The organism is Salirhabdus sp. Marseille-P4669 (assembly GCF_900240405.1).
Taxonomy (GTDB): Bacteria; Bacillota; Bacilli; order Bacillales; family Alkalibacillaceae; genus OEQK01.
In genome coordinates this window covers 511,987-536,834 of sequence record NZ_OEQK01000001.1, presented here as the reverse complement: position 1 = coordinate 536,834, position 24,848 = coordinate 511,987, and the positions used below count along the sequence as shown (strand labels likewise).

The window sequence follows — 24,848 nt, the reverse complement described above, 5'->3', positions numbered from 1 at the left end:
TTACTTCTTTATAGTAGATTCGACTCACAGAAAAGTCAACATAATTTAAAAGGAATTCGACAAATTTCGGGAAGTGACAGGCACCCCCCTAACAGGCACCCCCCTAATATCCATTTGGGTTTTGCTGCTGCCATCTCCATGCGTCTTGGCACATTTCGTGGATGTCTTTTTCGGCTTGCCATCCTAGTTGGTTGTTGGCCTTTGTTACATCGGCATAACATTCGGCAACATCTCCATTGCGTCGGGATGTAATGGTGTATGCTATTTCCTTTTTCGACACTTGGGAAAATGCTTTGACCAATTCTAGCACGCTATACCCAGTTCCCGTTCCCAAATTAAACACCTCTAGTCCCTTCATATCTTCCATTCGCGATAGGGCACGAATATGTCCTTTCGCTAGGTCTACAACATGGATGTAATCTCGTACACCAGTACCGTCCTTTGTAGGGTAATCATTCCCAAAAATATAGAGCTTCGGATAATTGCCAATTGCAACATTGGATAGGTACGGAACTAGGTTATTTGGTGTTCCATTCGAATCTTCGCCAATACGTCCGCTTTTATGAGCTCCGATTGGATTGAAGTAACGCAAAATCGTAATATGCCAATTTGGGTCTGAATCGTGTACATCCTTTAATAATTGTTCAATGATTAGCTTGGTCCGACCATATGGATTACATGCTTCTAAGGGATAATCCTCTGTAATGGGCATTTTGTCGGATGCTTTGTATACGGTTGCCGACGAACTAAACACCAATTTATACACGTCCTGCATTTGCATTACTTCTAAAAGAGTCAGAGTACTCACGATGTTATTCCAATAATAGTTTATTGGGTCGATCGTTGAATCCCGAACCGATTTATAGCCTGCTAAATGAATAACCGCATCAATCGAGTGTCTGTCAAAAATGGTGCTTAATTCCTTTTGATTATGTAAATCAAGGTTGTAAACAGGGAACGATTGATTCCCCATTTCCATAACCCTTCTTAAAGCTTCGAATTTACTATTGGAGAAATTATCAACGACCACAATATCGTAGCCACACTCGATTAACTCCAAGCAAATGTGGCTCCCGATATAACCTGCACCACCCGTAACAAGTACAGCCAATCAATCATCTCCTTTGGAACGATCTTTTTGACCGGAAAGCATTTTCAACGTATCTTCTAAGGCTTCCTCCCACTGACGCGTTGAGGATTTTGAATATATCATTCCAACGATAAAGAAGACTGCTAGACTACTAGATAGAAAATATTGCTCTTTGAAAATTAACAAATCAAGCAATATCGTTACGTAAAACATGTCTATGGTTAATATCGTTTTGACCACTTTACTAAAAGTGGAAGGCTTTGTAGGTGTCTTCGCCGAGTTTGGATTTGATACAGCTGCTTGGTGGGTTTTATAATCATAGTTTAAGGTTTCCTGGTGTAATAATTGACGAATAAATAATGCTTCTGTATCCTTCCTTGAAACATCTAGTGGGGATAATTCACTTAAAATAGCTGCTATGATAAAGACAATTACATACAGAATACGATCACTACTCAAATAAAAAGCAAATCCAACTACAAGAAAAAATAATGGATGGGCGATATTATGGACCAATCGATCTAAATAAACACCACGAATCGATGAGGTTTGTTTAATTCGAGCTATATTCCCATCTGCACAGTCGAGCGTTAACGTGAAAACCGACAAAATAAATGAGAGAAAAAGAAAGGAAAGGTTGGAATCCGTCACAGCAAAGTACATCAAACCTGCTGATAAAATAGATAGTGGCAGCATACTAATGGTTACAACATTAGCTGTAATCGCCGGAAAACATTTCAATAACATCCAGGTAACATAAAGACCTGCTTGCCTCTGTGCTTGTAAATAATAGGAATGGGTGTAATCCCTTTTCGCATATTGCCGAACCTCTTGTAGGGTCAAGTTGTCCCCTCCTTTCCTATTTCCAGCCTGCATTTTTCGCAAGCTATATATTAAAACGATAAATTGACTTATAGCTTTTGTTGCACAAGACAGAATTACGGCATAAGTCGCTCCCAACAGCCCGAATGCAGGAATTAGTATTATACAAGCTAAGAAACTCACAACGACCCAAATACATGCTAGAAAAGGTTGAATGGTAAAGCGACGGATTGCCAATAAACCAGTATCTAGAAACATAGAAGGAATACTAAAGATCATGGAAACCATAAGAAGAATAAAAATACTTGTATAATTCCCATATTCCGGACTGTAGATTACGGATAAAATATAATCCCCCATGAAAAATGCTATAGCAACAGCTAGAATCCCAAGTAAAAAACCAATGAGTAAAAAGGTTACGAGGAACCTTCGAAACCCTAACCAATTTTGTTGATTGTAAAGCTGTGCTAAACGAGGGGCAGCTGGCTCTCTTAAGGAATTGGCTAGCCGATTTCCTGCAAATACGATATAAATCAAAGCTGCAAAATAGCCAAGCTCTTCCGTTTCTAAAAAGTATTCGACCATGTAACTCGGAATATTTGTATTAAAGGAATTGAGCAGGGCCATAATTCCTAGCGGCAAGGCGACTTGAAGGAGCAATCGAATCCGTTTCATTGAAAAATCTGGTTTAATGGAAACATATCGCTTGGCAATGACGCAATCAAATCCAAATAAAATCACTGTCCATGTCATCACTTGACTAATTAATGCATAAATCAAGCTATCCGTAAGAAGAAGGACAATGAAAAATACAAGAACCGTTAGGAATCCCCTTACCATATTCGAGATGGAAATGTAGTCCATTCGCTCCGCTTTCTGCATTTGTCCGTGGAACATATCGCCAATGGATTCCATTATTTTTGCCATCCCTACTAATAGCGTAATTATGGCCATTTCACGATCATAGTTAAAGAGAAACAGTAAAAGTAAAATCAGAATAAGGGAAACGCCACTCGTTATTAGTCGAGCACCTAGGTAATGACCAAACCTAGCATTCCCTTTCGTATCCGTAACAAATGCTAGCCGCAGCTTCATATCACAAAACATAACAATAGGCGCGGTTACCGCTAGAGCCAATGCATATTGTCCTACCATTTCTGCAGTTCCAAGCTTCGCAATCACAATAAGGAGTAGCCATTGGGTAAAGGAATAGACTGCACTGCCAAAAAAAGTCCAAATGATATTTTTCTTAAGGGATAATTTTTTCACCACGGAAGCTCGCCTCTTTTACTCCTTACGTATCGGATATGGAATAGCGCTGCTGCCATTTTGCTTTTCCCCGTAAAAATTCTGGTCTTTTACGCATTTTCACCCAGAATAGGAAGACGACCATTTTGCCAATGATCGAATTTGGATAAATCCTTTTGTCCACATCTACTTCCTGACCGCCAAATTCCTTCTTAAATCGGTTAATGTGCTCTTCTTCTGCACTTTTAGAATCGACAAATAATCCTCCGAAGTCATACCAGTCCACTCCCATGGATTTCGCCTCGCATATATCCATCCAATGTAGATAGCGATTGGCCCTTCCGATCACATTTCTAATATCCCGGTTGTCAAAGCGAGCAGAGGCAGAGTGTAACAAGGAGCAACACCTGCCATTTACGACATGTACATGGGAGCATAGAATCTGTTCTTGTTCATCCTCCACAAAGGAAAGTAGAATTGCTCCTTGCGCTCGAAGCTCCTTTAGCCTTCCCATATTGGCTTTAGGTATTTTTTTGTTTTTCGAAAAGGTGTCAAAAAATGCGATAAATCGTTCAAGCAGGTTATCTGAAGGATTGGTGTAGGACTTGTGGTAGATTGAATCTCGTTTCATTGCACGGTTAATTTTATATCTTGCATTTTTATGTATCGCAGCAAAAAGCTCCTCTTCTGTTTTCTTGAGATCAAGGATTAACGTTTTCCCGAAGCTTGGTAGGCACCCTTTTCGTGGTACATCTCTTCTTTCTGAATGGGAGGGCACTAATACGTTAGAGCAAATCATAACATCCGCTTGCATTTTATCCTCGACATTCGTACTCCCGTAAACATCTAGCATTCTAACAAGTCCACGCTTATATGGAATTTGGGTCATACGTCTATCTCCTTACCTATAGTAGTAATTATCTTTAGGCAGCTTTACCCCATTTAAAATGGTGCCAATGAGAGAAGCGTCTGCAAACTGAAGCTGCTCCTTCACTCTCTCTACCTCTTTCCGATCATTCTTTTTCGCACGGACGACGAGTAGTACACCATCACATTGATTCGCAACTAAAGTGGCATCTGTAACAACAAGCACAGGCGGGGTATCCAAAATAATGACATCATATAATTCCTTTGCTTTCTCCAAAAAATCCTTCATTTGAATAGAGCTTACTAATTCAGATGGATTAGGTGGAATTAAGCCACTCGTCACAATATCCAAATTGGAAATATAGGTATGCAATCGAACCTCTTCCCACGCTGCCTTTCCGATTAAAAATTGACTTAAACCAACTTCATTACGCGTTTGAAACACATGATGTACGCTAGGCTTTCTTAAATCCACATCTACAAGTAAAACCTTCTTCTCCTCCTGAGCTATAACCGTCGCTAAATTGCAAGCGGTCATTGTTTTTCCATCACCAGATTTAGGTGAAGTGACGACAATGGATTTATACGATTTTTTGATCCCAGCAAAATGCAAATTGGATCGAATCGTCCGAAACTGCTCTGCTGCTTGTTTGTTCCCTCGCTCAAGTGTAACCAATCGACTCTCTTGCTTCTTTTTGTTATTCCTCAACTTCACCCCTCCTCCTATGAACAAGTGTCATTTCTTTATTTTTCCCTCCTTTGCTTTGATACTCGGAAACGACACCCAATACGATGAACTCCATCATTTCAAGATCTTTTTCCGTCTTTACTTTTGTACTGAAAAACTCCATCAAAAGCGCCGCTCCAACGCCTGTCATTAGTCCAATTACGGTAGCTATAAACATGTTCAATATCGGTCTCGGACGAATTGGGTCTTGCGCTAAGCTTGGTTTTGCACTGGACAAAACTTGAACATTATCGATTCGCATGATGGTAGGGATGGTACTTTGAAACTGCTCCACCACTGTATTGGCTAAGGTTGCAGCTGCTTCAGGGCTTTCCGCAATTGCAGAAATGGTCACCACTTGGGAATTTTCATTACTAGTTACATCAATTCTCTTTTCAAGCGCTTCCGGTAGAATGGCTAAATCCAATTCATCTATCACCTTTTCCAAAATAAAGGGACTTTTGATAATTTCGTTATACGTATCGATGAGCTCTACACTTGTTTCGAACTCCGTAACGCTAAGCTGTATGTTCTCGCTTTCCTGTTGAATGACAATGAACTGCGATGTGCCTTCATACATCGGTGTGATCACAAAATAACTGAGCACTGCTGCGATGCCCACCAAACTAAACGTAAGGAGAATAATAAACAGAACTCTTTTCTTTATCGCATGAAATAGCTCCTGTATGGTTACCGTATCCTTCATTCTCTGACACCTCCTTCGTTTTTCCATGAACGATTACGAGTTTGGTAGATTTCTTCATTTGGAATGCGACTTAGCACATAATAAATGAGCGTGTAAAAAATCCATATAAAGCGGATATTCTCTACATTAATGGACAATGCTTGAATGGAGATCGCAACAAATCCAATCAGTACGTAAAAATACAAACGTGCTCCACTTGTTATGAATCGTAACGTGAGCGATAGGAACAAATAGATTGGAAACCAAAGGAATGCCAAAAAGCCAAATATCCCGGTCTCCGCCAAAAAGGTAAGATATGTATTATGAGGGATATTGGATATCGTGTAGCCAACGACCTCATTGGAATACGGGATATATTGACCAATCCCAACACCAATAAGTGGGCTTTGTTCCCACATCAATATCGCAGTGCTCCATAAAAATAGCCGACGAGAGGTTCCTTCTTCTTCCACACTTATTTCAGACACCCGCTCCATAGCAAAGTTTAAAACATCTGTAGAATGATAAAGCCACAAAAGAAGGAAGGAAAAAACGATGGAAATCCCGAGAAACACCAATAAATCCTTTATCCTACCTGAAAATATACTGATGCAGAAAACAAATAAAAAGCCGACTCCTAAACTTAAAATCCCACCCCGAGAGGCCGTTAAAATAAGGGCAACCAATACCAACAAAAGAGTAAAATTCACGACGACCTTTTTTTGTAACTGAAATGATAATATCGATATAACGGAAAAGGAAACAATTAGGTACAGAGCGGCCATGTTAGGATCATTTAATGTGGCTTGTGCTCTCCCACCTAATGTCAGACCATTATCTATTCCCATTCGATAAAGAACAACACTTAAAATACATAATAGCGAAATAACTCCAGCGGCAAATTTCCAGCTCTTTAGAATGACCGTTAGTATTTCCTCTTTATACCGTTCTAATAGGACTAAAAAGGTAATGACATAGAGAAAATTAAACGATAATTTTAAAATAGCAGAAAAACCATAAGGGATATTGACATCGTAATGTGCAAAATAGCTGAGCATACTGACCGAACAAAAATAGATTAAAAGCAGCATATAGATCAGGATTAGGTGGTACTTTTTACTAACCGTTGCTAGGAAAACTCGATTTTCTTTATCACATAGCAGTCCTAGCAACAGGATTCCCAAAACGATATCCGCAAGGGAGACATTTAGATAAACGACCATATCTAGGTGAAATAGGAACGGAATAAAAAGGACCAGTAATCGTATGAGTAAGAAATTAATTTGCTTTGTTAAGGGATTCATGAAAACACCACATTTTTATCATTTATGTGTCTGTTGATGCCATTTCTTATAAACCTCATGCATCGTACAACTCTCCATACCAAATTGATCTTTTAACGCTTTGTAATGAGCGATAATCTGCTGTAGGATGTGCATATTTTCCTTTAATGGATAACCGAAATTGTGTGGATGCCACCAAAGATGGTACATTTTCCCCTCTCGTGCGGCTTCGGTCATCTCCTGTTTGATTCGCTTTACTTTTAAGGGCTCTAACCATTTCAGTTTCCTTGTATATGGGCGGAGGAATCTACTAGAAGGAATAGTAACGAGATTAGAAGAATGTGGAAGGGTAGCAATGTCGTATATATGTCGTCCCGTAAGATTTACGTAACTATCTATTAATCGTAAAGCTCGTTGGATTAAGCCTTGCTTTGGTGTTTGATTGTATATCCAATGCTCCTCATTCCCTCGGTAGGCATGGATTCCATACTTTTCACAAATGGAGGCGTATGCTGGATTTTGCTGATTTCTCGGAAAAATAATCGAGTTGGTATCAAAGCCATTTTTTTCTGCTGTCTTGACAGCACATGCTATATCCGCTTCAAATTGTAGCTCACTTTGTCCCTCAGCTAAGCAATAATAATGGCTGAACGTATGTGTTGCTATTTCCTGATTGGGATAGGTTCGAAGGGCTCGGATTAAGCTAGCACCATAGTGAAAGGGGTCCTCCTCTTCATTATCACCTATATTTTCTATATGTGAATATGCGGATAGGCTCTTATTTATGTACGTTGGCTTCACTTCCGGTACAGCGTTTACTAGTTCTTGTTTATTCGAGAAAAATAAAAATCCAACAATCCCCCAAGTAGCATGGATGTTATGCTTTTGAAATTCCTTTAGGATAAAAGGGATAGCTTCTCGAGCTCCTTTTATGTTCTTTTCATAATCCTCTAATGGAAATACATCAAAAACTCCCCAATTCAATTCAAAATCTAGCGATATCACCAATATTCCATTAGATTTCATACCTAGCACCACCTATTAGCATTAATAGCTCCAATCACAATTGTGGATGAACAGCATTATATTGGACGTCCTCGTAGATTCGCTTCATCTCTGCAAGAATAATAGGTAAGTCATACTTCATTTGGATTTCTACTCTTCCTCGTGCTCCCATTTGTTGTCGCTCTTTATCGTTTTCCAAAAGATGCAGAATGACGTTTTGCAGCTCATCTGGACTTTGTGGCGAGACTAAATATCCATGCTCCCCATGTCGAATCAAGTCTCTTATCCCACGTATATTGGTTCCGATTATTGGAATCTCCATCGCCATCATCTCCATTAAGGACTTTGGCAATCCTTCCCGCATGGAAACGAGTAATCCAATATCGGTAATACTTAAGATGTCCGGAATATCAGTTCGAAACCCTAAACACGTCATCTCTTTTTCTAAGCCTAAGCTATGAATCTCCTTTTTAATACTTTCTAGTAATTCCCCTTCCCCAACGAATAAGATTACGAAGTTTTGATTTTGTTGCTTCAATTTTTCCGCTGCCTTTACGACATCTATTTGACGTTTATTTTCGTTAAACTCCGCTACATGTGTTATTACCTTTTTATCAGGAGGTATTCCTAGTTTCGCTTTTATATCCTGACGTTTGGCAAAAGGGTAGTGCTCCATATGGTACAGATTTGCATCTACTCCAATCCCATTTATGAAATGAACCTTCTCCTGTGGTAGAAACGACAGCGCCTTTTTGTGATCATACTCATTCATTACAATGACCTTGCTCGTTTTATATCCAGCTAGCTTTTCCGCAGCATAAAAGATTTTGTTTGACATGCTAGACCCTTGTTCATGAAAATGAAAGCCATGTGCAGTATAAAGAATGGATGTACCTCGCTTGGCCGCTAATCTAGTAACAAAGGAAGCAATAGGTGAGTGGACATGAATTAGGTCAAAACCTTGTGTTAGTACTTTTTTCATTTCAAAGAAGGCGCGAATGTTTGATGGATTTTTTATATATCTAGAAAAAGGAACTGGATGGAGTTTTACATTTGGCAATCTGTCTTGGAGCTTCTTCTGATTGGTAAAGGAGGTTGCAACTGTAACGTTATACCCCATCTCTTCTAACAATTGAATATGTGGAATCAAGAATGCAGAGACTTGTATTTCCAGCGTTGTAACGATTAAACATTTCATTTTGTCCCTCCTTCCTTATCTTATTTATCTGTAACGAAATTTATTTCTATATAACGAACAATTCTATCTAAAAAATTAACGTGCCCCATCACCATTGAAGAGTATTATTATCGTTTTCAACAAAATTTTAAAATCAAGCAAGATACTTTGATGTTCCATATAGTATAGGTCATATTGTAATTTTTCTTTTGGTGAGCTCGTATAGCCACCATTAATTTGAGCAAATCCTGTTAAGCCAGGCTTCACCATTAATCGTTTTGTGAAGCCAGGACAAATGGTTTCAAATTGTGCCGTAAACATTGGCCGCTCTGGACGCGGGCCAATGAAGGACATCTCCCCTTTTAAAATATTATAAATTTGTGGCAATTCATCAATTCTTGCTTTTCTCATGATCCTTCCAATTCTTGTTACTCTAGGATCATTTTTAACCGCAAACTTTTCTCCATCTTTTTCTGCGTCTATGTACATGGATCTGAGCTTAAATACCCGAAAATACCTCCCATCAAGTCCAACTCGAATCTGGGTATAAAATACCGGGCCTTTAGAATCCAATCGAATAAGCAGCGAAAAAGCAATAATAACTATTATGGCAAATGGTAAAGCTAGCATACAGAAAAAAAGATCAAAGGTACGCTTCATAAATCGATTCCAGCCTACTGCTTTGTTCAAGTTCCGATACGTTACGATGCTTAATCCGTAATCTTTAAAAAAATTATTTACATTATTGGAGTGCACTACCTCCCCTCCTTTACCAACTTGTATTATTACAAAATCATATGTAATGGCTATAATGTCCTATTCCAAATTTAAGGGAAAAGTTGACATATAAATATGTGAATACGACTAAAATCCGATTGGTCAATGCCATGATAGGCCTAAAGAAACATTAGGTATGGTCGATTTGTTCGATGTTTTAATATAATTTATTGCTCACGTTTTGTTGTTGTACCAATGGTTAATAGGAAATCGCGCTTGAAAATGAAGGGTAAATTACAGGTGTTTTTGAAGGAGTGAAATAGGGATTGTAGTGTTGCAAATTAAGTGACAAAAGAGGATGCTTTTCATTTATTACAGGAAATAAAAAAAGAACTTGGGCTATTACCAAGCTCTTATACTGTATTGTTCTTCTTTAACTAAAATCCCCGTTCTTAGAAGGAGTAATATCTATGTATTTTGGTATACAATTACTAATGCATATTTTGTTTCTATGTACCCCAAAACGAAAACTACTTACATATAAATAATAGACCTTTTTAAGATATTCTTTTATTCGTTCCTGTTAAGAACCCAACGCTTTTTGAACGAGCACTGAACATACTCCTCCTTGGCCCCATAGATCCGAATGACATCTTTGATTTCTTCTGCTAAGTACTTTTCATTACGATTATTGGCGAGTGTTGGATAACCGGACCCGCGCTGCAGGTAGTCCGAGCTTGCAACCTTGTACCATTTTTCATCATCCAGTGGCTCATCTCCAACAAGTACTTCTGTAATGTGCTTGCCATCATGTTGAATCGTTGCACCTGATACATGCAGTCTCCCTACATATTTTCCTCTAAAGCCAGGTCCTCTTCCATCTGCTAGACATGTTTGCGAGTCTAAAGATGCCTCTAATGCCTGGCGAATGTATTTTCCTTGTATCTCAAAGGAAGTCGGATTAAGTGGAGAAGGACAAATTTCGATTAATTTCTTTTTGGAAATAAACGAAAACGCACCCGCATTCACGATGCCGCTATTCATTATGCCTAGCTCGCAATCCAACATATCCTTCAATCCATCCGCAATGAGGTTGGTGATTGGGTTTTCTTCGATGACATCATGCCACAGGCTCTCCTGCAATGCATACAAAGGCTGACTCAAATTTTCTTCCGCTTTTGCTTTGTTCACTTTTAAAATGGATAAAATCCCCTCATCAGATGGTGAGTCTTTTGTGGCAATGGTCTTTGAATCGATTAACGTTACTTGATTATCTGTCACTTCTACCTCCATGATACCAACATGTTCACCGTAATTCCCGGCACTATTCATAATGACTCCATTGATTAGCTTCGCCTCTGTGTAAAGCTGGTGATCATGGGCGGAGATAATAATATCAAGGCCCTCCACCTCTTGGGCAAGCTGTGCATCTGCTTCTGTTCCGATATGGCTTAGTAGAATGCAAATATCATAGTTTCCTTGATTTGCCTTTAACACATTTTGTAATTCCTCTTTAAAAGAGGTGACATAGATGCCAAGACCATCATTAAATCCATCTAAATCCGGTGAAGAACCTGTAATCAATAGGTGCAAACCATTCTTCTCTAAAATGGTACTAGAAACAACTCCATTGAGATTACTTCTATCCTTTTTGTATAAATTGTTGCTAAGGAATGGGAGCTTGCTTTCCGTAGCCATTAGCTGAAGGGTGTCGACCCCATTAAACATTTCATTATTACCAATCGTGAGCGCATCATATCCTACGTATTCCAGTAACTCAACGGCAGCAAGGCCTCTTGTCCCTTGTAGTTCAATGCTTTTGAAATCCGCAAAATCGCCACCATCTAAGGTTACGGTGTTTTCATCCTGGTGTTCCTTTATTACGGTTACGACTCTTGCAAAATTATCAAAATGACTATGTAGATCGTTTGTATGGATAATTTTTAGGTTCATATTTTCCTCCAAATGCTAGATATTTTTATTCGACAAATTTCGGGTGGTGCCAGGCACTCAAAACTCTCGCATAAACATCTCCCTAGATACACATTATTCCATATTTTATCTTATTTTCGGGAATATTCCCACATAAAATTGAGCGGTTGCCTTCGGAGAAGAACTGCTTTAATTACCTCATGCAAAAAAACGCAATGGCCATAATGTAGAATCCAATAAGCCGAGTTAAACATTTATTACTTCCTATAATTTCAACACCCTAAACATAAAAAAGACCGATTCCAATGAACCGATCTTTTTCCATTCCTTAATCTATCCTTTAAGCGGGAAGCTCCTCTTCTGACTCCTCTATTCGCTCCTCCTTTTTCATCGTAAATCCAGTGAACCCGTACAACAGCGTGAAGAATAAAGTGAACATTGCTAAGAAGGAAAATGGTATATAAGCAGTCGCCGGTATTCCTAGTGCGGTGGCAGTGAATACCCCACTAGCTGTCCATGGGAGTAACGGTGCACTTTGGGTTGCAGAGTCTTCCATCGTCCGGGACAGGTTTTCGGGTCGCAAGTTAAATCTCTGATATACCGGTTTCATAACTGTACCCGTCATCACACCGGCGAACGAGAACGTACCTCCCAGGCCTAATGTGAGGTATGAGGAAATCGAGGTGATAAAGGTAAGCATCCCGGTGCTTTTAATTTTACTGGCAAAGGAACGAATGATTGTCTCCAATATTCCCGACTTTTCCAAAAGCCCGCCAAGCCCTAAAGCGATCAAGAAAATTAGCATCATCGGCAACATACTTAAAAGTCCGCCCCGAATGAGAAGGGTGTCCACAATAGCAATCCCGGATTCCGCTGCATAGCCGCTATACAAAACAGCAAATACATCCGCAATTGCAAAGCCCTGATAAACAATCGCCACGACTGCACCAACCATGGCACCTACAAAAATCGAGGTGATGGCAGGCTTTTTCATGATGAGTAAAGTAAAGAGGACAACGGCAGGAATAAAGGGAACAAAACCGAGATTAAAAGTATCAGTAAGGTAGCTCGTTAGTGTGTTCACTTCCGCCGAATTAACGCTGCCACCCCCACTGTTTAATCCAATAATAGTGAAGATAATGGCGGTTATTGTGTAGGCCGGAACTGTTGTCCAGAGCATGTGCTTTATGTGGGTAAAAATATCAGTCCCAACTACAGCTGGAGCTAGGTTGGTAGTATCGGATAAGGGAGAAATTTTGTCACCGAAATACGCTCCACTAACGATCGCACCTCCAGTTAACCCAACTGGAACACCTAAACTATAGCCTACTCCCATCATCGCTACACCCGCGGTACCTAATGTTGCCCATGAGGAACCTGTAGCAAGGGATACAAGCGAACAGAAAATTAAGGTTGTAACTAAAAAGAACTGAGGAGATATCGATTGGATTCCATAATAAATTAAGGCGGGGACGGTACCGGAAGCTATCCAAGCACCAATCAACGTACCAACTGCAATTAAAATGAGAGCTGGTTGTAAAGCTCGTAGCATGGAGGTGAAAATTTGTTTCTCCACATCTTGATAGGAGTAACCTAAACGCATCACAAATGGGATAACAAGCATTAAGGAAATAAACAGCATGATTTGAACAGAGGCATCAAAGAACAGTAATCCTACAGTGATGATTGCAATAACCATCAATAATATCGATAGCGAATAAACGAATGTTGGCTTTTTAATAATCTTTTCCATCCATACACTCCTTTTCATTCAACCCTTCCATCATGAGGAAAAATTGAATATTATTTTTTGAAAGTTCTTAGAAAAGTTGTAAGCATACGTAAGTGAAGGATACGGGTAAAAAAATGGGGTAAGATTATTATACCACAAATTATTAAATTTTCAAAATATTCTGTTTAAGTTATTTTATAGCGAACTTTATCGAATGTATAACAGATTGGTTTTGATGCAAAATAAGAAAAAAAGGAAGGTATACAGATGAAAAAGAAGCTTGTTCTCTTATTTTGCATATTTGCCTTTGGTTTACTTCCTTACGCCTACTCAGCCGAACAGGTAGCAGCTTATGAAAACAAGGCTCCTGATTATGTGAAATGGGGAAAAATCGCGGTAAAAGAAACAAGTACCAAATATCCACAATCCAATATAGTTGATTATCTTCACCTAGGCAGAGAGAAGAACAAAACCTATTCCGTTGAGAAGTTTAAATTCATATTAAATAACGATGGTAAGGATTTTGCGGTTTTCGTTAACGTTACATTTCATAACGAAACAGAGAAAGTGAAGGATATTACGTTTCAGGAGAAAAGAGGATCCTAATGGTTTTAAGGACAGCTGGTATAGGCTGTCCTTTTTGATGGAGCGTTCGACAAATTTCAAGGCGTGCCAGGCACAACAAAAGAGGAACAAATCCAAAAGCGAATCGTTCCCCCTGTACTAATTTCCATATATAAATGTATAAATCCATTCGACATAATTCGGGTCGTGCCAGGCACCCTCAACCTACCTCGCGCGCACTTTTAACGCTTCTCGCTCCACAATCTTACTTGCTATGGCAGTACATAATTCCTTTGTCGTTTTCGGAGCAAATGTTTTTAATACTTTATTGATTACCGGCCCCATCATGCCCTTGGCGGTAATATCCAAGTATCCTGTCATTTTCGTTCTCCGATCACTTAAGGCTTCGGCTTCAAAGTATCCGCCACCTTTCACATTCTCCGTAAGACCCTTTAAATCAAACGTCACCGTTGTTGGCTCCTGCCATTTTGTAATGTCAACCCGAAGGCTAATCATTTTCGAAATGACCCCAACATCTCCTTTAAACTTCCATGTAGACTGTTTTTCGTTCAGTTTTTCATGCTCCATATAACCCGGAACCAATGGTGCCCACTTGTCCATATCTTTAACGAAATCCCAAATGTTTTGAATGGGAATATCTAGCTCAATCTGATGCATTCCACTTGGCATTGGCCTACCTCCTTCATAACACATAATTATGAGTGGGAGAACAATTTTATGATTAATAAAAGAGGGTTCAAGGGCTAGTTTTCATCCCATGTACCCTCTCCGCTTTATAAACCTGATTTATGCGTTTTGTCCCCAGTGCGTTTTTTTACTGCGCCTGCATCCGAATCGCTTTTCGCGCTAATTCATCAGCATGCTTATTTTGCTTCTCAGGTATCCATTTAATAAAAAAGTATGGGAATGCACTTGATAGCTCTCGAATATTTTCAAGTAAAGGCAAGAATGTCTTGTTTTTTGTGTAATCTTGATCGACTACATGTACCACAACTTGAGAGTCGGAGCGAAACGATAATATTTCATTAGGAAATGACTCCTTACAAATTTCCAATGCCTTTATCACTGCCATAAATTCTGCTTCATGATTGGATAAGACACCAAGCGGAAAGCTGTATTCATATGCTTTCCCGCTCGCTTTTATATAAATTCCAGCACCACTTTCTCCTGGATTCCCTTTTGCCGCTCCATCTGTATAAACTTCAATCAAACTAGGCTCGCTCCTTTAAGTATGATGCCTTGATTATACAAGATAATATCCTTTCTCAAAAGAGGGATGGAAATCTTGCAAAATAAAAGGAAGCACCTATAGAGGCACTTCCTTCGTATTCGACAAATTTCGGGTGGTGCCAGGCACACTCAACCAACCTGCCTCACAAACTCCTTCATCAATCCTGGCATATCAGGCCATGCATGCCCAGAGATTAGATTCCCATCGGTATGAAGGGGTTCCTGAATATAGGTCGAGCCAGCTGCTTCCACTTCTGGTTTACATGCAATATAAGCAGTCATTTCTCTACCTTGCAAGTGCTCCTTAACCGTCGTTAACACTTGAGCCGCATGACATACGGCTGCAATTGGCTTTTTAGCAACAAAGAAATGGCTTACGATGCCAGGTACATATTCATTTAGTCGAATGTGCTCCGGAGCACGACCACCTGGAATGATCAATGCATCATAATCAGCTGGGTTTACCTCAGCAAAGCTTTTCGTAGCCTCAATAAGATAACCCGGCTTTTCTGTATACGTTTCCCAGCCAACAAAATCATGGACAACCGTATGTAGTTTTTTGGCATCCGCTGCCGCAATCGTTGTATCATACCCCTCTTCTAAACAACGAAAATAAGGATAATAGATTTCTAAAGCTTCCACCGCATCCCCTGCCAGAATCAAAACCTTCTTAGACATCAAAATTCCTCCCCCAAAAAGAATATATGGTAAAAATATATTCCTAGAAGGGGAGGATTAGTCCCAAAAAATTGTAAAGATTGAAGATTGTCTAGCATTCGACAAAATTCGGGGAGTGACAGGCACCCCCACCAAACAAGCGGACACCAATTCGACAAATTCCAGCAAATCCCGGGGCGTGCCAGGCACCCCCAAACCCCCTGCACGCTCTCAACAAGAATAAATCCGATACGCACTCTGCTCCAATTCCTTCGCATCATACAAGGCATAGTCTGCAAGCTTCACTAGTTGTTTTCTTACGCTTGCGTGGTCTGGATAGAAGGAGATTCCGACGCCAGCGCCCATCTGTATGTCTTGGCCATTATAAACGAGTGGCTTTTCGAAGGATTTTACAATGCGCTCGGCAATCCCGATTGCAACTTTCTCCGAATCCAAATCCCCTAGAATAACCCCCATCTCATCTCCGCCTATTCTTGCAACGATATCTGTTTTTCGAACGCAAGACTGGATGCGAATGGCTAATTCCTTTAATACCGCATCCCCAGCATCATGGCCATAATGGTCATTAATTGTTTTGAATTTCAAACCATCTATCATCATAACTGCGAGCTTCTTATTGTTTTGTTTTGCAGCTTCAATCCCCTGTTCCAATCGGTCATCAAACACTCGACGGTTCGGTAGTCCTGTTAAATAGTCATGATAAGCCAATTCCTTTAGTACATCCCTCTGCTTTCTTCGCTCTGTAATATCCCGAGAAATACAAACTACTTGATTCATTTTCCCATCTTCCATAATAGGAGCCATTGCTACTTCTAGCCATATCCAGTGTCCACGTTTATGTTGTAGCTTCACTTCTAAGAGCGAATTCCGTTTCCCACTTAGCACATCACGAAATTCCTTTTCCAGTTTGTCTCTCTCTTCTCCTTGATAGATACTTCCAAACGGTTTGTTCATATATTCCGATTCCGTATACCCAATGATCCTTTCATAGGATGGCGATAAATATTCAACTATACCTGATGTATTGACAAGTTTGATTCCATCAAAGGCATTCTCTGTAATAAGACGGAATTTCTCCTCACTTTTTAAGAGCTTTCGTTGGTATTCCTTATATTCGGTAACATCCTTATAAAAAGCCGTTCCTCCTATGATTTCGCCTTTATCGTTCTTAATCGGCGTGTACGTAGCAATAATATCTAATTGCTCACCAGCTTTTGTGAGGCGTTTTGTTTCATAAAGCTTGATTACTTCACCCTTTTGGATTCGTCTGTTTATTTCAAAATGGTCCCACTTCAAATGGGCAGGAACATTAATCGTGCCATCCTGAAGCATTTCCTTTTCGGTAAACCCAAACATCTTTTCAAAAGCAGGATTTACTTTTACAATTTGATTGTTCGCAAAAAAGAAAATAGGGTCTGCCGAATAGTTCCAAAAGGATTCTAGCTCTTCTTTCGTTTCGCGAATTACTTTTTGCGCATGCTTTTCCGCTGTAATATCTCTTGCTAAGCCAAAAACACCGATTACTTCATGATCCACTACAATCGGAACATTCGTCACAAATAGGTCCACTCGCTGACCATCTTTACGCTGCATGGCTATTTCACAGGATTCAGCACTTTTTTCCTCAATCGCTTTATGAAAGTGATGCATCGATTTCTCTACATCTTCAGGTACAATATAATCCGCAAAATTTGTACCTAATCCTTCATCTCTTGAATACCCTGTGAATTTTTCAGCACTCTTATTCCCATCTAGTAAATAGCCTTCGATGTCATAAGTAAAAATCGCATCTGGATGATGTTCAAACAACGATTCATATTTTTGCCTGTTTTCCTCTAGTAGTTTTTTCAGCTTTCTTTCCTCGGTAATATCACGGGAGATGCCATATATACCTTCAAGCTTACCATCAATAAGGATCGGTATACTTTTGATTTCCAGGAGAATTTTTTCTCCTTTTCGATTATAAATCCATCCCTCAAACTCTTGCTGCTCCCCTTGAAGCCCATCGTTAAAGTGAGCTAGCAATTCTGCTTTGTACTCTTCTACTAATAAATCACTAAACTTCAAGGCCATTAGTTCCTCTTTGGAGTAACCTGTGATTTCTAATGCTTTCTTATTAAAACTTTTAAAATTACCTTCTAAATCTAGCTCATAAATGGCATCACCATTATGATCTACTAATGATTGAAGCCGTTTGTTGCTTCTTTCTAATTCTACTTTCGTATGATTTAGCTCCACATTACTTCTCTTTCTAGAGGTAATGTCACGAACAATCCCTAGTACATATGGGATATCATCGAATACGAGAGGAGTTAAGGATGTTTCCCCAATGACGAAACCATTCTGCATTGCCAATCTTTCCTCAAAAACAACCTTTTTATTGTCGTTTATCGCTTCATTGTACTTGTCGATTAACGAACGTGCCATGTCATTCGGTAATACGTCCTCCATCAAACTTCCAATTAACGTCTTTTCCTCTATATTTAATAAAGCTAATGCCGATTCATTCGCATATTCATATCGAAAAGAGCCTTGAACCGCTCTCATGAAAAATACTAAATCATCAATAGCTCCAAAAATTCCAGTTAAGTTACGTATTATGCTCGAAATACTAGTCATGATGATTTCTCCTAACTAAATATCTATATAAAAATCCCTTTATATCCAAAATCTAGATATACAAGATTTATTTTCCAATAATCTCCAAATTTTATTACTAAAGTAGTATAACTCTATTTATCTCCAAAAAAAATGAAAACACCTTACCACAACGAAAGACTATAAATTCAGATAATATCCTAAATATAGAAAGAGACAAACAGCATCTTTCGGAGATAAAAAAAGAGCCTAGAATACTAGACTCTGTATACTTTATAAGAGCTAACCTTTAATCCCTTTGCCTCATACAGAGCATTGTCAGCTAATTTGATGAGCTCCTTTTTACTTTGACCGTGTTCTGGATAAAAGGATATCCCAATTCCTACACCAAATTCAATTATGTGACCGTTGTAATAGAGAGGCTTATGCAATGCCATAATGATTCGTTCTGCAATACCAATGGCTCGCTTCTCACTATCAAGCTCCCGAACGATAATTCCTAATTCATCTCCTCCAAATCGAGCCACAACATCCGTTTTACGAACACATCCCTGTACTCGTCTTGCTAATTCACGAATGACTTCATCTCCTGCATCATGCCCAAATGAATCGTTAATTTCTTTGAATCTTAGCCCATCTAGCATCATTACTGCAATTTGTTTACTATTATTCTTTGCATCTATCAATGCTTCCGTTAATGTATCATCAAATACTCTTCTATTTGGCAATCCCGTTAAATAGTCATGAAAGGCTAACTTTTCCAACACCTGTTGCTGCTTTTTCTTTTCTGTTATATCACGCGCAATACAGACCACTTGATTAATTTCATTTCCTTCTTCAATCGGTGCTAACGTAATCTCGACCCATTTCCAATGACCATTCTTATGCTTTAGTCTTGCTTCAAGTGGTGTATTTTCTTTCCCCCTAACGACAGCACGAAACTCTTGAATTAAATGATGTAAGCTTTCACGATCTGAATATTTATCAAACGGCTCATTCACTAGCTCCGCTGGTGAATAACCCATTATTTTCTCATAGGATGGTGAAGCATATTCCACAATACCCTTCCTATTCAACACCTTTATTCCATCAAAAGCATTCTCTGTTATCAATCGGAACTTTTCTTCTGCTTTTAAAAGCTCCCTTTGTGCATCTTTATATTCCGTAACATCCTTATAAAAAGCCGTCCCACCTATAATGGCCCCTTCAGCATTTTTAATCGGGGTATAGGTTGCAATAATATCTAATAGTTCCCCTGTTTTGGTTTTTCTTTTTGTTTCAAATAACGTAATGATTTCCCCACTACGAATTCGTTCACTAATTTCCATAGGATCATCACTATATTCATACGGAATTGTTAAGTTTTTTCCTTCTTCTCGAACTTCCGCCTCCGTAAATCCAAACATTTGCTCAAAAGCTGGGTTGACCTTCACCATCCTACCTTCTGAAAATAAAAAGATTGGATCTGCTGTATAATTCCAGAAAGATTCTAGCTCTTCTTTCGTTTCATATAATACCCTTTGATAGAGCCTCTCTTCTGTTATATCCTTAGTAAGTCCGTACACACCAATGATTTCGTGATCGACTATTATCGGTACATTGGTTATCAGTATGTCTTTAATTTGACCATTTTCATGTTGGAAAGATATTTCATAGGTCTGAGCACTTCTTTCCTTAATGGACTTTTCAAAATAATGAACTGCCTTCTTCATGTCTTCAGGAAAAAGAAATTCCATAAATGATTTTCCAACGTAGTTTTCAATTGAATTCCCTGTTATTTTTTCTGTACTCCGGTTACCAGCTACTACTACACCTTCCCGATTGAGGGTAAATATCGGGTCTGGATGGTGCTCAAATAACGATCTATATTTTTGCTCTCTTTCTTCTAAAAGAAACTTCAAGCGACGTTTCTCGGTAATGTCATTCACAATACAATATATGCCTTCCAATTGATCATCCACAATAATTGGAATTCCCTTAATCTCCACAAGCACCTTGTCGCCGTTATATTTGTAAACCCAAGCTTCCAATTCTCTATTTCTACCGAGTAATGCATTTTGGAAATGACCTTGTACTTCCTCTTTATCATCGTTTGTTATAAATGACTGAAAAGACATTCCAATAACATCTTCTCGTTGAAAACCTGTTATTTCCAATGCTTTATCATTAATACTTAAAAAATGACCTGTTAAATCGAGTTCAAAAACGCCTTCGTTGTTATGATTCACTAAAGATTGAAGCCTTTTATTCGTTCGTATATGCTTTCTTTTCGCTTCCTTCAAAACGGCTTCTTGCTTTCTTCTTTCAGTTATATCCCTCGTAATCCCAACAACATAACGACATAGCCCATCCTCTGATTCTAGTGGATTAAGAGAGGTTTCCCCAATAATTAAGCCACTTTGTGAATAAAACGTATCCTCGAATAAAACTTTCTTTTTCGTATTGGCGGCTTCATGATATTTTTCAATTAAAAAATCTGCTGCTCTTTTCGGTAATACATTTTCTATCATAGAGCCTATTATATTGTTATGCTTGCGAATACGCTTCGCAGCATCATTTGCATATAGATATCGCAATGAATTTTCTTCTATCTTCATTAAAAATACGAAATCATCCATAGCATCAAATATTGTAGTTAACTCTTCTAGATTCGAATAAAATTCCATCGCGATGTCCCCCTCTAGCCAAGAAACAAGACTATCATTTTATAGGTATTTTAACCTACTTTATATAAATAATCATACTACAAAGCAATACTAAAACCAAATATTTGTAAATTTTATAGGCACAAATTTCCATTCACCTCACTGAATCTTTTACGACAAAATGATATACAAATTCTGTTCTTTTCCATAAATTCAGGAAATATACTTAACTATCAAAACCTTTAGGAGGGATACAAATGATAGAAAACAAGTACTATACATCAGAGTTCCATGGTGAATATGAGATGTATCGTATTGGGGATTTTACCTTGGAGGATGGTGGACAAATTCCAGATTGCAAGCTTGCTTATAAAACATATGGCACGCTAAATCAAGCAAAAAACAATGTGATTGTGATACCCACTTGGTTTTCCGGAACGCACTTCGCATATGACCCTTACATTGGTGAAGGACGAGCGCTCGATCCAACGAAGTACTTCATCGTATTAATCAATCAAATCGGAAATGGCTTGTCCAGTTCTCCACACAACAGTCCAGAGCCCATTGCAATGGCAAACTTCCCAAAAGTACGTATTGGAGACGACGTCCGCGCCCAGCATCAATTCTTAACCGAAAAGTACGAAATTGAAGAAATTGCTTTAGTGGTTGGGGGATCTATGGGGGCACAACAAACCTACGAATGGGCAGTTCGATTTCCAGATATGGTAAAGCGTGCTGCACCTATTGCCGGTACTGCAAAAAATACGATGCATGACTTTTTGTTTACCAAAACATTGATGGATGCCATTACGTCGGATTCCGGCTGGAAAGATGGTAACTATTCATCACATATCGAGGTAGCAGATGGATTAGGAAGACATGCTGATATTTGGGCTGTGATGGGGCTATCAACAGAGTTTTACAAACAAGAAAAATGGACATTATTCGGAGTGCGAACAGCGGAAGAATTTACAGATGGCTTCCTCCGCCCCCTTTTCCAAGACATGGATCCGAATGCACTGTTAACAATCGCTTGGAAATGGCAACGTGGAGATGTTAGTAGAATGACAGACGGAAACCTAGAAGAGGCCCTTGGTAGAATAAAAGCCAAAACATACGTCATGCCAATTGATGAGGATATGTTTTTCCCTGTACGAGATTGCGAAGCCGAGCAGAAGCTCATTCCAAATAGTGAATTGAAAGTAATTCATAGTATTTGTGGCCATTTTGGATTGTTTGGAAGTGAGGGAGAAGCATATTTTGCACAGGTTGATGGGTATTTAAAGGAATTATTGGATACTGCAGTTTAAAGAAAGGGTAACACATTCAAATATTCCTATATAAAAAGTACTAGTAAAGGTTAATATTTGAATATATTTTCCTAAATCTATTTTCCTCCACATGATATAATAGGCTTACAACACGACAAAGCGAGGAACCATTATTGGAAAATGTCTACTATATTTTAATTGGAACAGGAATTACTATTTTACTACTATCTATTATTTTGATCGCCAATAGTATTTTCAAGAATTCGTATAAAATGATTTTTCTCTTTTTGCCTTTTTTAATTGTTGGTACGGTATTCACCACAATTAGTTTAAAGGAAATATTCTCGAACCCTTCTGAAACAGAAGCTACAGCGGAAACAACTACAGTCGACCAAGATACGGAGGTTTTAAGTGCGGAAGAGGTGAATGCTTCAGAGGAAAAGTCTAGTCCAGAATCCAGCACACGTAAAATCATAAAAGAATTTCAACAAACCGAGCAGAAATATCCAATCATTACCTATGAATCAGAATATAGTTCCTACAAAGAATACGAGGATGCTGATGGTACCCGATATAAAAACATGACCATGATTAATCCTGATGGTGTGATGATGGGCTTTCGCAGTATAGATGAAGCAATCGTTGCATCACCCGTTGCGAATCCAAATGGCGATGAGTTTGCCTACTATCAAGGCTACCATTATTACAAAGGCTCCTACTATTCTGCCGTTTCAGAGGCGTTGTTGAAATATCCTGGAAGTGAATCCGCAGCACCATATTATAAGGGAATTGAACAATCGAAAACTGAGGAAGTAACAGGCTCTGAAATGGGTCTCTATGACTTTGTTTATAAGTTTATGCCTTTACAATATCCAAATGAGGAAAAGCTTGTACATGTCCCGCTACTACATGGGAATTGGGCGGCATACGAGGAAACCATTATGGATGGCCCACAATTGCTAGCGAGCATGAACTTTATGGACGAGCATACGCTAATGATGGAAAACCACATCGTAAATACAAATGAAATACCTGGACTGATTTATTATGAGCTCGAACAATTAGACCAAAACGCGTATAAGCTTTATTTATATGAAGGCTTTTCGGATGAGGAGGATAACCTAATACCGAGTGACGAGCCGGTGAAACGAAACTTCTTGATTTATGTTACGAGTGAAAATACCTTTGAACTCGTTTACTACAACAATAATTTAAAAAGGGTTAGCATTACGATGGAAAGGCAGTAAGGGACAATTCCTTACTGCCTTCTTTACTGTTTAGCTCGAGGACGGATTTAATTTCATTTCCGCATCATAGCTGCTAAATGTTTTGCCATACAAGTACACAAATCCAAAATGCAATCCAGACGCAAGATAAAAAGGAGTTGAAAAGGCACCTAAGCTAAATAAGTGTCCCGTAATATAAGGTCCCACTGAGATCGGCAGTCGCATGGAAAAGAGGTTCACACTAGATGCAAACCCACGCCGCACATCCCGGGTAAGACTCACACTTAACGCCTGCTGAGCACCTTGGGTTCCACGGTTTAACGAGGTACGTAAAATATAAAGGACCGATACAATCGCATACGAATGGACGAGCGGCATCAACAAAAGAAACAGACTTGCAATACTCCTCACAATAACGACAGAACGAACCGCACCATGCTTATGGGAAAATCCCGCTTGTAAAATCGATGCGATTCCCGTTGCAAAAAAGGTAAATGCCAACGTCCCTCCAATTTGCGTCGGACTAGCCCCAAACGTTACCGAAAACCAATAGGTCATCATCGGACCTGTTAATCCGATTGCTATCGCATTTAACACATTGATGCCCGCAAGCTTCCAAACAGCTGCATTCTCTTTTTTTGCAATTCCCTTTTCCAGCTCTTCGTCGATTTTTACAATTGTAGTCGATTTCTTCCTATTATCCGTAATCGTCCAAAGAATGATAGGAGAAAGTAGCGATAGGAATAAAACAATATAAAAAGGCATCTGATAGGAAGAGATTCCAAAATAGGTTGTTTCAAAGCTCATGGCTCCGACGAACAGTGCCCCTGTTGCCAAGCCAAAAAAGCTGAGGGCGTTATGAAAGCTGTATATTTTCCCCCGATCCGAGGATTTAATAAAGGATGCGAGCCACGCTTGCTCTGCCGGTGCAAAGGGACTGGAGGAGCCTGCATCCGCTTTTCCAAATCCAGCAAGGGCTATTGCGAAAAATAATAATATTCCGTTTGTCGTGACGATTCCAACGACCGCACACAAGGCTGTTAACAGCTCGGAACAAATGACAAAGGGCTTACGACCAAATCTGTCACTAATAATCCCAATAAAAGGAGCAAGCATGACGCTTAATAATCCACCCGCTGTAAGCACAGCCCCAATCGTGACTGAATCCCAGCCAAGCTCTGCCAAGTATAATACTAAAACAACAACGAGCATACCTTGTCCAATACTACGCAACGCATTCACGAGCATCAGCTTTCGCGCCATCGGATGAATGTCGCTTACGAAAACCGTTCGAAAAAACATAATTTCCCCCCACTTTTACAATGCTAAG

General features: G+C 39.2%; 20 protein-coding genes. 3 read left to right on the top strand and 17 right to left on the bottom strand.

Annotation, left to right across the window (positions count from 1 at the left end; translation table 11 throughout):
- Positions 1 to 103: 103 nt before the first annotated feature.
- The 11 genes from galE to nhaC form a co-directional block, all read right to left on the bottom strand.
- Positions 104 to 1,111, bottom strand: a complete 1,008-nt coding sequence (gene galE / locus C1A05_RS02385; protein ID WP_102026567.1) for a UDP-glucose 4-epimerase GalE — start codon at positions 1,109 to 1,111, stop codon at positions 104 to 106.
- Positions 1,112 to 3,184, bottom strand: coding sequence for an oligosaccharide flippase family protein (locus C1A05_RS02380; protein WP_102026566.1), 2,073 nt, complete (start codon positions 3,182 to 3,184; stop codon positions 1,112 to 1,114). It abuts the gene before it with no gap.
- Between the two features lie 22 nt (positions 3,185 to 3,206).
- Positions 3,207 to 4,049, bottom strand: coding sequence for a peptidoglycan bridge formation glycyltransferase FemA/FemB family protein (locus tag C1A05_RS02375; protein ID WP_102026565.1), 843 nt, complete (start codon positions 4,047 to 4,049; stop codon positions 3,207 to 3,209).
- 12 nt (positions 4,050 to 4,061) lie between these two features.
- Positions 4,062 to 4,742: a CpsD/CapB family tyrosine-protein kinase gene (locus C1A05_RS02370; protein ID WP_102026564.1), complete on the bottom strand. Its 681-nt coding sequence runs from the start codon at positions 4,740 to 4,742 to the stop codon at positions 4,062 to 4,064.
- Entirely contained in the window at positions 4,726 to 5,460 is a 735-nt protein-coding gene (locus C1A05_RS02365) for a YveK family protein (RefSeq protein WP_159461974.1), read from the bottom strand. Before C1A05_RS02365 ends, C1A05_RS02370 begins: the two co-directional genes overlap by 17 nt.
- Positions 5,457 to 6,743, bottom strand: a complete 1,287-nt coding sequence (locus C1A05_RS02360; RefSeq protein ID WP_102026562.1) for an O-antigen ligase family protein — start codon at positions 6,741 to 6,743, stop codon at positions 5,457 to 5,459. Before C1A05_RS02360 ends, C1A05_RS02365 begins: the two co-directional genes overlap by 4 nt.
- Positions 6,744 to 6,761: 18 nt before the next feature.
- Positions 6,762 to 7,748, bottom strand: a complete 987-nt coding sequence (locus C1A05_RS02355) for a polysaccharide deacetylase family protein (RefSeq protein WP_102026561.1) — start codon at positions 7,746 to 7,748, stop codon at positions 6,762 to 6,764.
- A 34-nt stretch (positions 7,749 to 7,782) separates the two neighbouring features.
- Complete coding sequence (locus tag C1A05_RS02350; protein WP_102026560.1) at positions 7,783 to 8,925, bottom strand: glycosyltransferase family 4 protein; 1,143 nt, start codon at positions 8,923 to 8,925, stop codon at positions 7,783 to 7,785.
- Between the two features lie 75 nt (positions 8,926 to 9,000).
- Entirely contained in the window at positions 9,001 to 9,660 is a 660-nt protein-coding gene (locus C1A05_RS02345) for a sugar transferase (RefSeq protein ID WP_234998261.1), read from the bottom strand.
- Between the two features lie 531 nt (positions 9,661 to 10,191).
- Entirely contained in the window at positions 10,192 to 11,574 is a 1,383-nt protein-coding gene (locus tag C1A05_RS02340) for a bifunctional metallophosphatase/5'-nucleotidase (RefSeq protein WP_102026559.1), read from the bottom strand.
- Positions 11,575 to 11,893: 319 nt separating this feature from the next.
- Complete coding sequence (gene nhaC, locus C1A05_RS02335; RefSeq protein WP_234998256.1) at positions 11,894 to 13,324, bottom strand: Na+/H+ antiporter NhaC; 1,431 nt, start codon at positions 13,322 to 13,324, stop codon at positions 11,894 to 11,896.
- 228 nt (positions 13,325 to 13,552) lie between these two features.
- Here nhaC and C1A05_RS02330 point away from each other — a divergent pair, with 228 nt between their 5' ends.
- Positions 13,553 to 13,891 carry a DUF3889 domain-containing protein gene (locus C1A05_RS02330; protein ID WP_102026557.1) on the top strand — a complete coding sequence of 113 codons (339 nt, stop codon included), beginning with the start codon at positions 13,553 to 13,555 and terminating at the stop codon, positions 13,889 to 13,891.
- 183 nt (positions 13,892 to 14,074) lie between these two features.
- Here the strand turns inward: C1A05_RS02330 and C1A05_RS02325 are convergent, their stop codons facing one another.
- The 5 genes from C1A05_RS02325 to C1A05_RS02305 all read right to left on the bottom strand — a co-directional run bounded on the left by C1A05_RS02325 (position 14,075) and on the right by C1A05_RS02305 (position 21,042).
- Positions 14,075 to 14,539: a CoxG family protein gene (locus C1A05_RS02325; RefSeq protein ID WP_102026556.1), complete on the bottom strand. Its 465-nt coding sequence runs from the start codon at positions 14,537 to 14,539 to the stop codon at positions 14,075 to 14,077.
- 145 nt (positions 14,540 to 14,684) lie between these two features.
- Entirely contained in the window at positions 14,685 to 15,080 is a 396-nt protein-coding gene (locus C1A05_RS02320) for a reverse transcriptase-like protein (RefSeq protein ID WP_102026555.1), read from the bottom strand.
- Between the two features lie 149 nt (positions 15,081 to 15,229).
- On the bottom strand, positions 15,230 to 15,778 hold the full coding sequence (locus tag C1A05_RS02315; RefSeq protein ID WP_102026554.1) for a DJ-1/PfpI family protein: 549 nt from the start codon (positions 15,776 to 15,778) through the stop codon (positions 15,230 to 15,232).
- A gap of 210 nt (positions 15,779 to 15,988) precedes the next feature.
- Positions 15,989 to 18,397 (bottom strand): PAS domain S-box protein, encoded by a 2,409-nt coding sequence (locus C1A05_RS02310; protein ID WP_102026553.1) that lies wholly within the window; start codon positions 18,395 to 18,397, stop codon positions 15,989 to 15,991.
- Positions 18,398 to 18,633: 236 nt separating this feature from the next.
- Positions 18,634 to 21,042, bottom strand: a complete 2,409-nt coding sequence (locus C1A05_RS02305; protein WP_102026552.1) for a PAS domain S-box protein — start codon at positions 21,040 to 21,042, stop codon at positions 18,634 to 18,636.
- A 236-nt stretch (positions 21,043 to 21,278) separates the two neighbouring features.
- On the opposite strand from C1A05_RS02305, the gene C1A05_RS02300 reads away from it, so the two are divergent.
- Entirely contained in the window at positions 21,279 to 22,331 is a 1,053-nt protein-coding gene (locus C1A05_RS02300; protein ID WP_102026551.1) for an alpha/beta fold hydrolase, read from the top strand.
- Between the two features lie 134 nt (positions 22,332 to 22,465).
- Positions 22,466 to 23,539 carry a hypothetical protein gene (locus C1A05_RS02295; RefSeq protein ID WP_102026550.1) on the top strand — a complete coding sequence of 358 codons (1,074 nt, stop codon included), beginning with the start codon at positions 22,466 to 22,468 and terminating at the stop codon, positions 23,537 to 23,539.
- A 30-nt stretch (positions 23,540 to 23,569) separates the two neighbouring features.
- On the opposite strand, the gene C1A05_RS02290 is transcribed toward C1A05_RS02295, so the two are convergent.
- A complete protein-coding gene (locus tag C1A05_RS02290; protein WP_102026549.1) occupies positions 23,570 to 24,820 on the bottom strand; it encodes an MFS transporter in 1,251 nt (416 codons plus the stop codon).
- Positions 24,821 to 24,848: the final 28 nt, after the last annotated feature.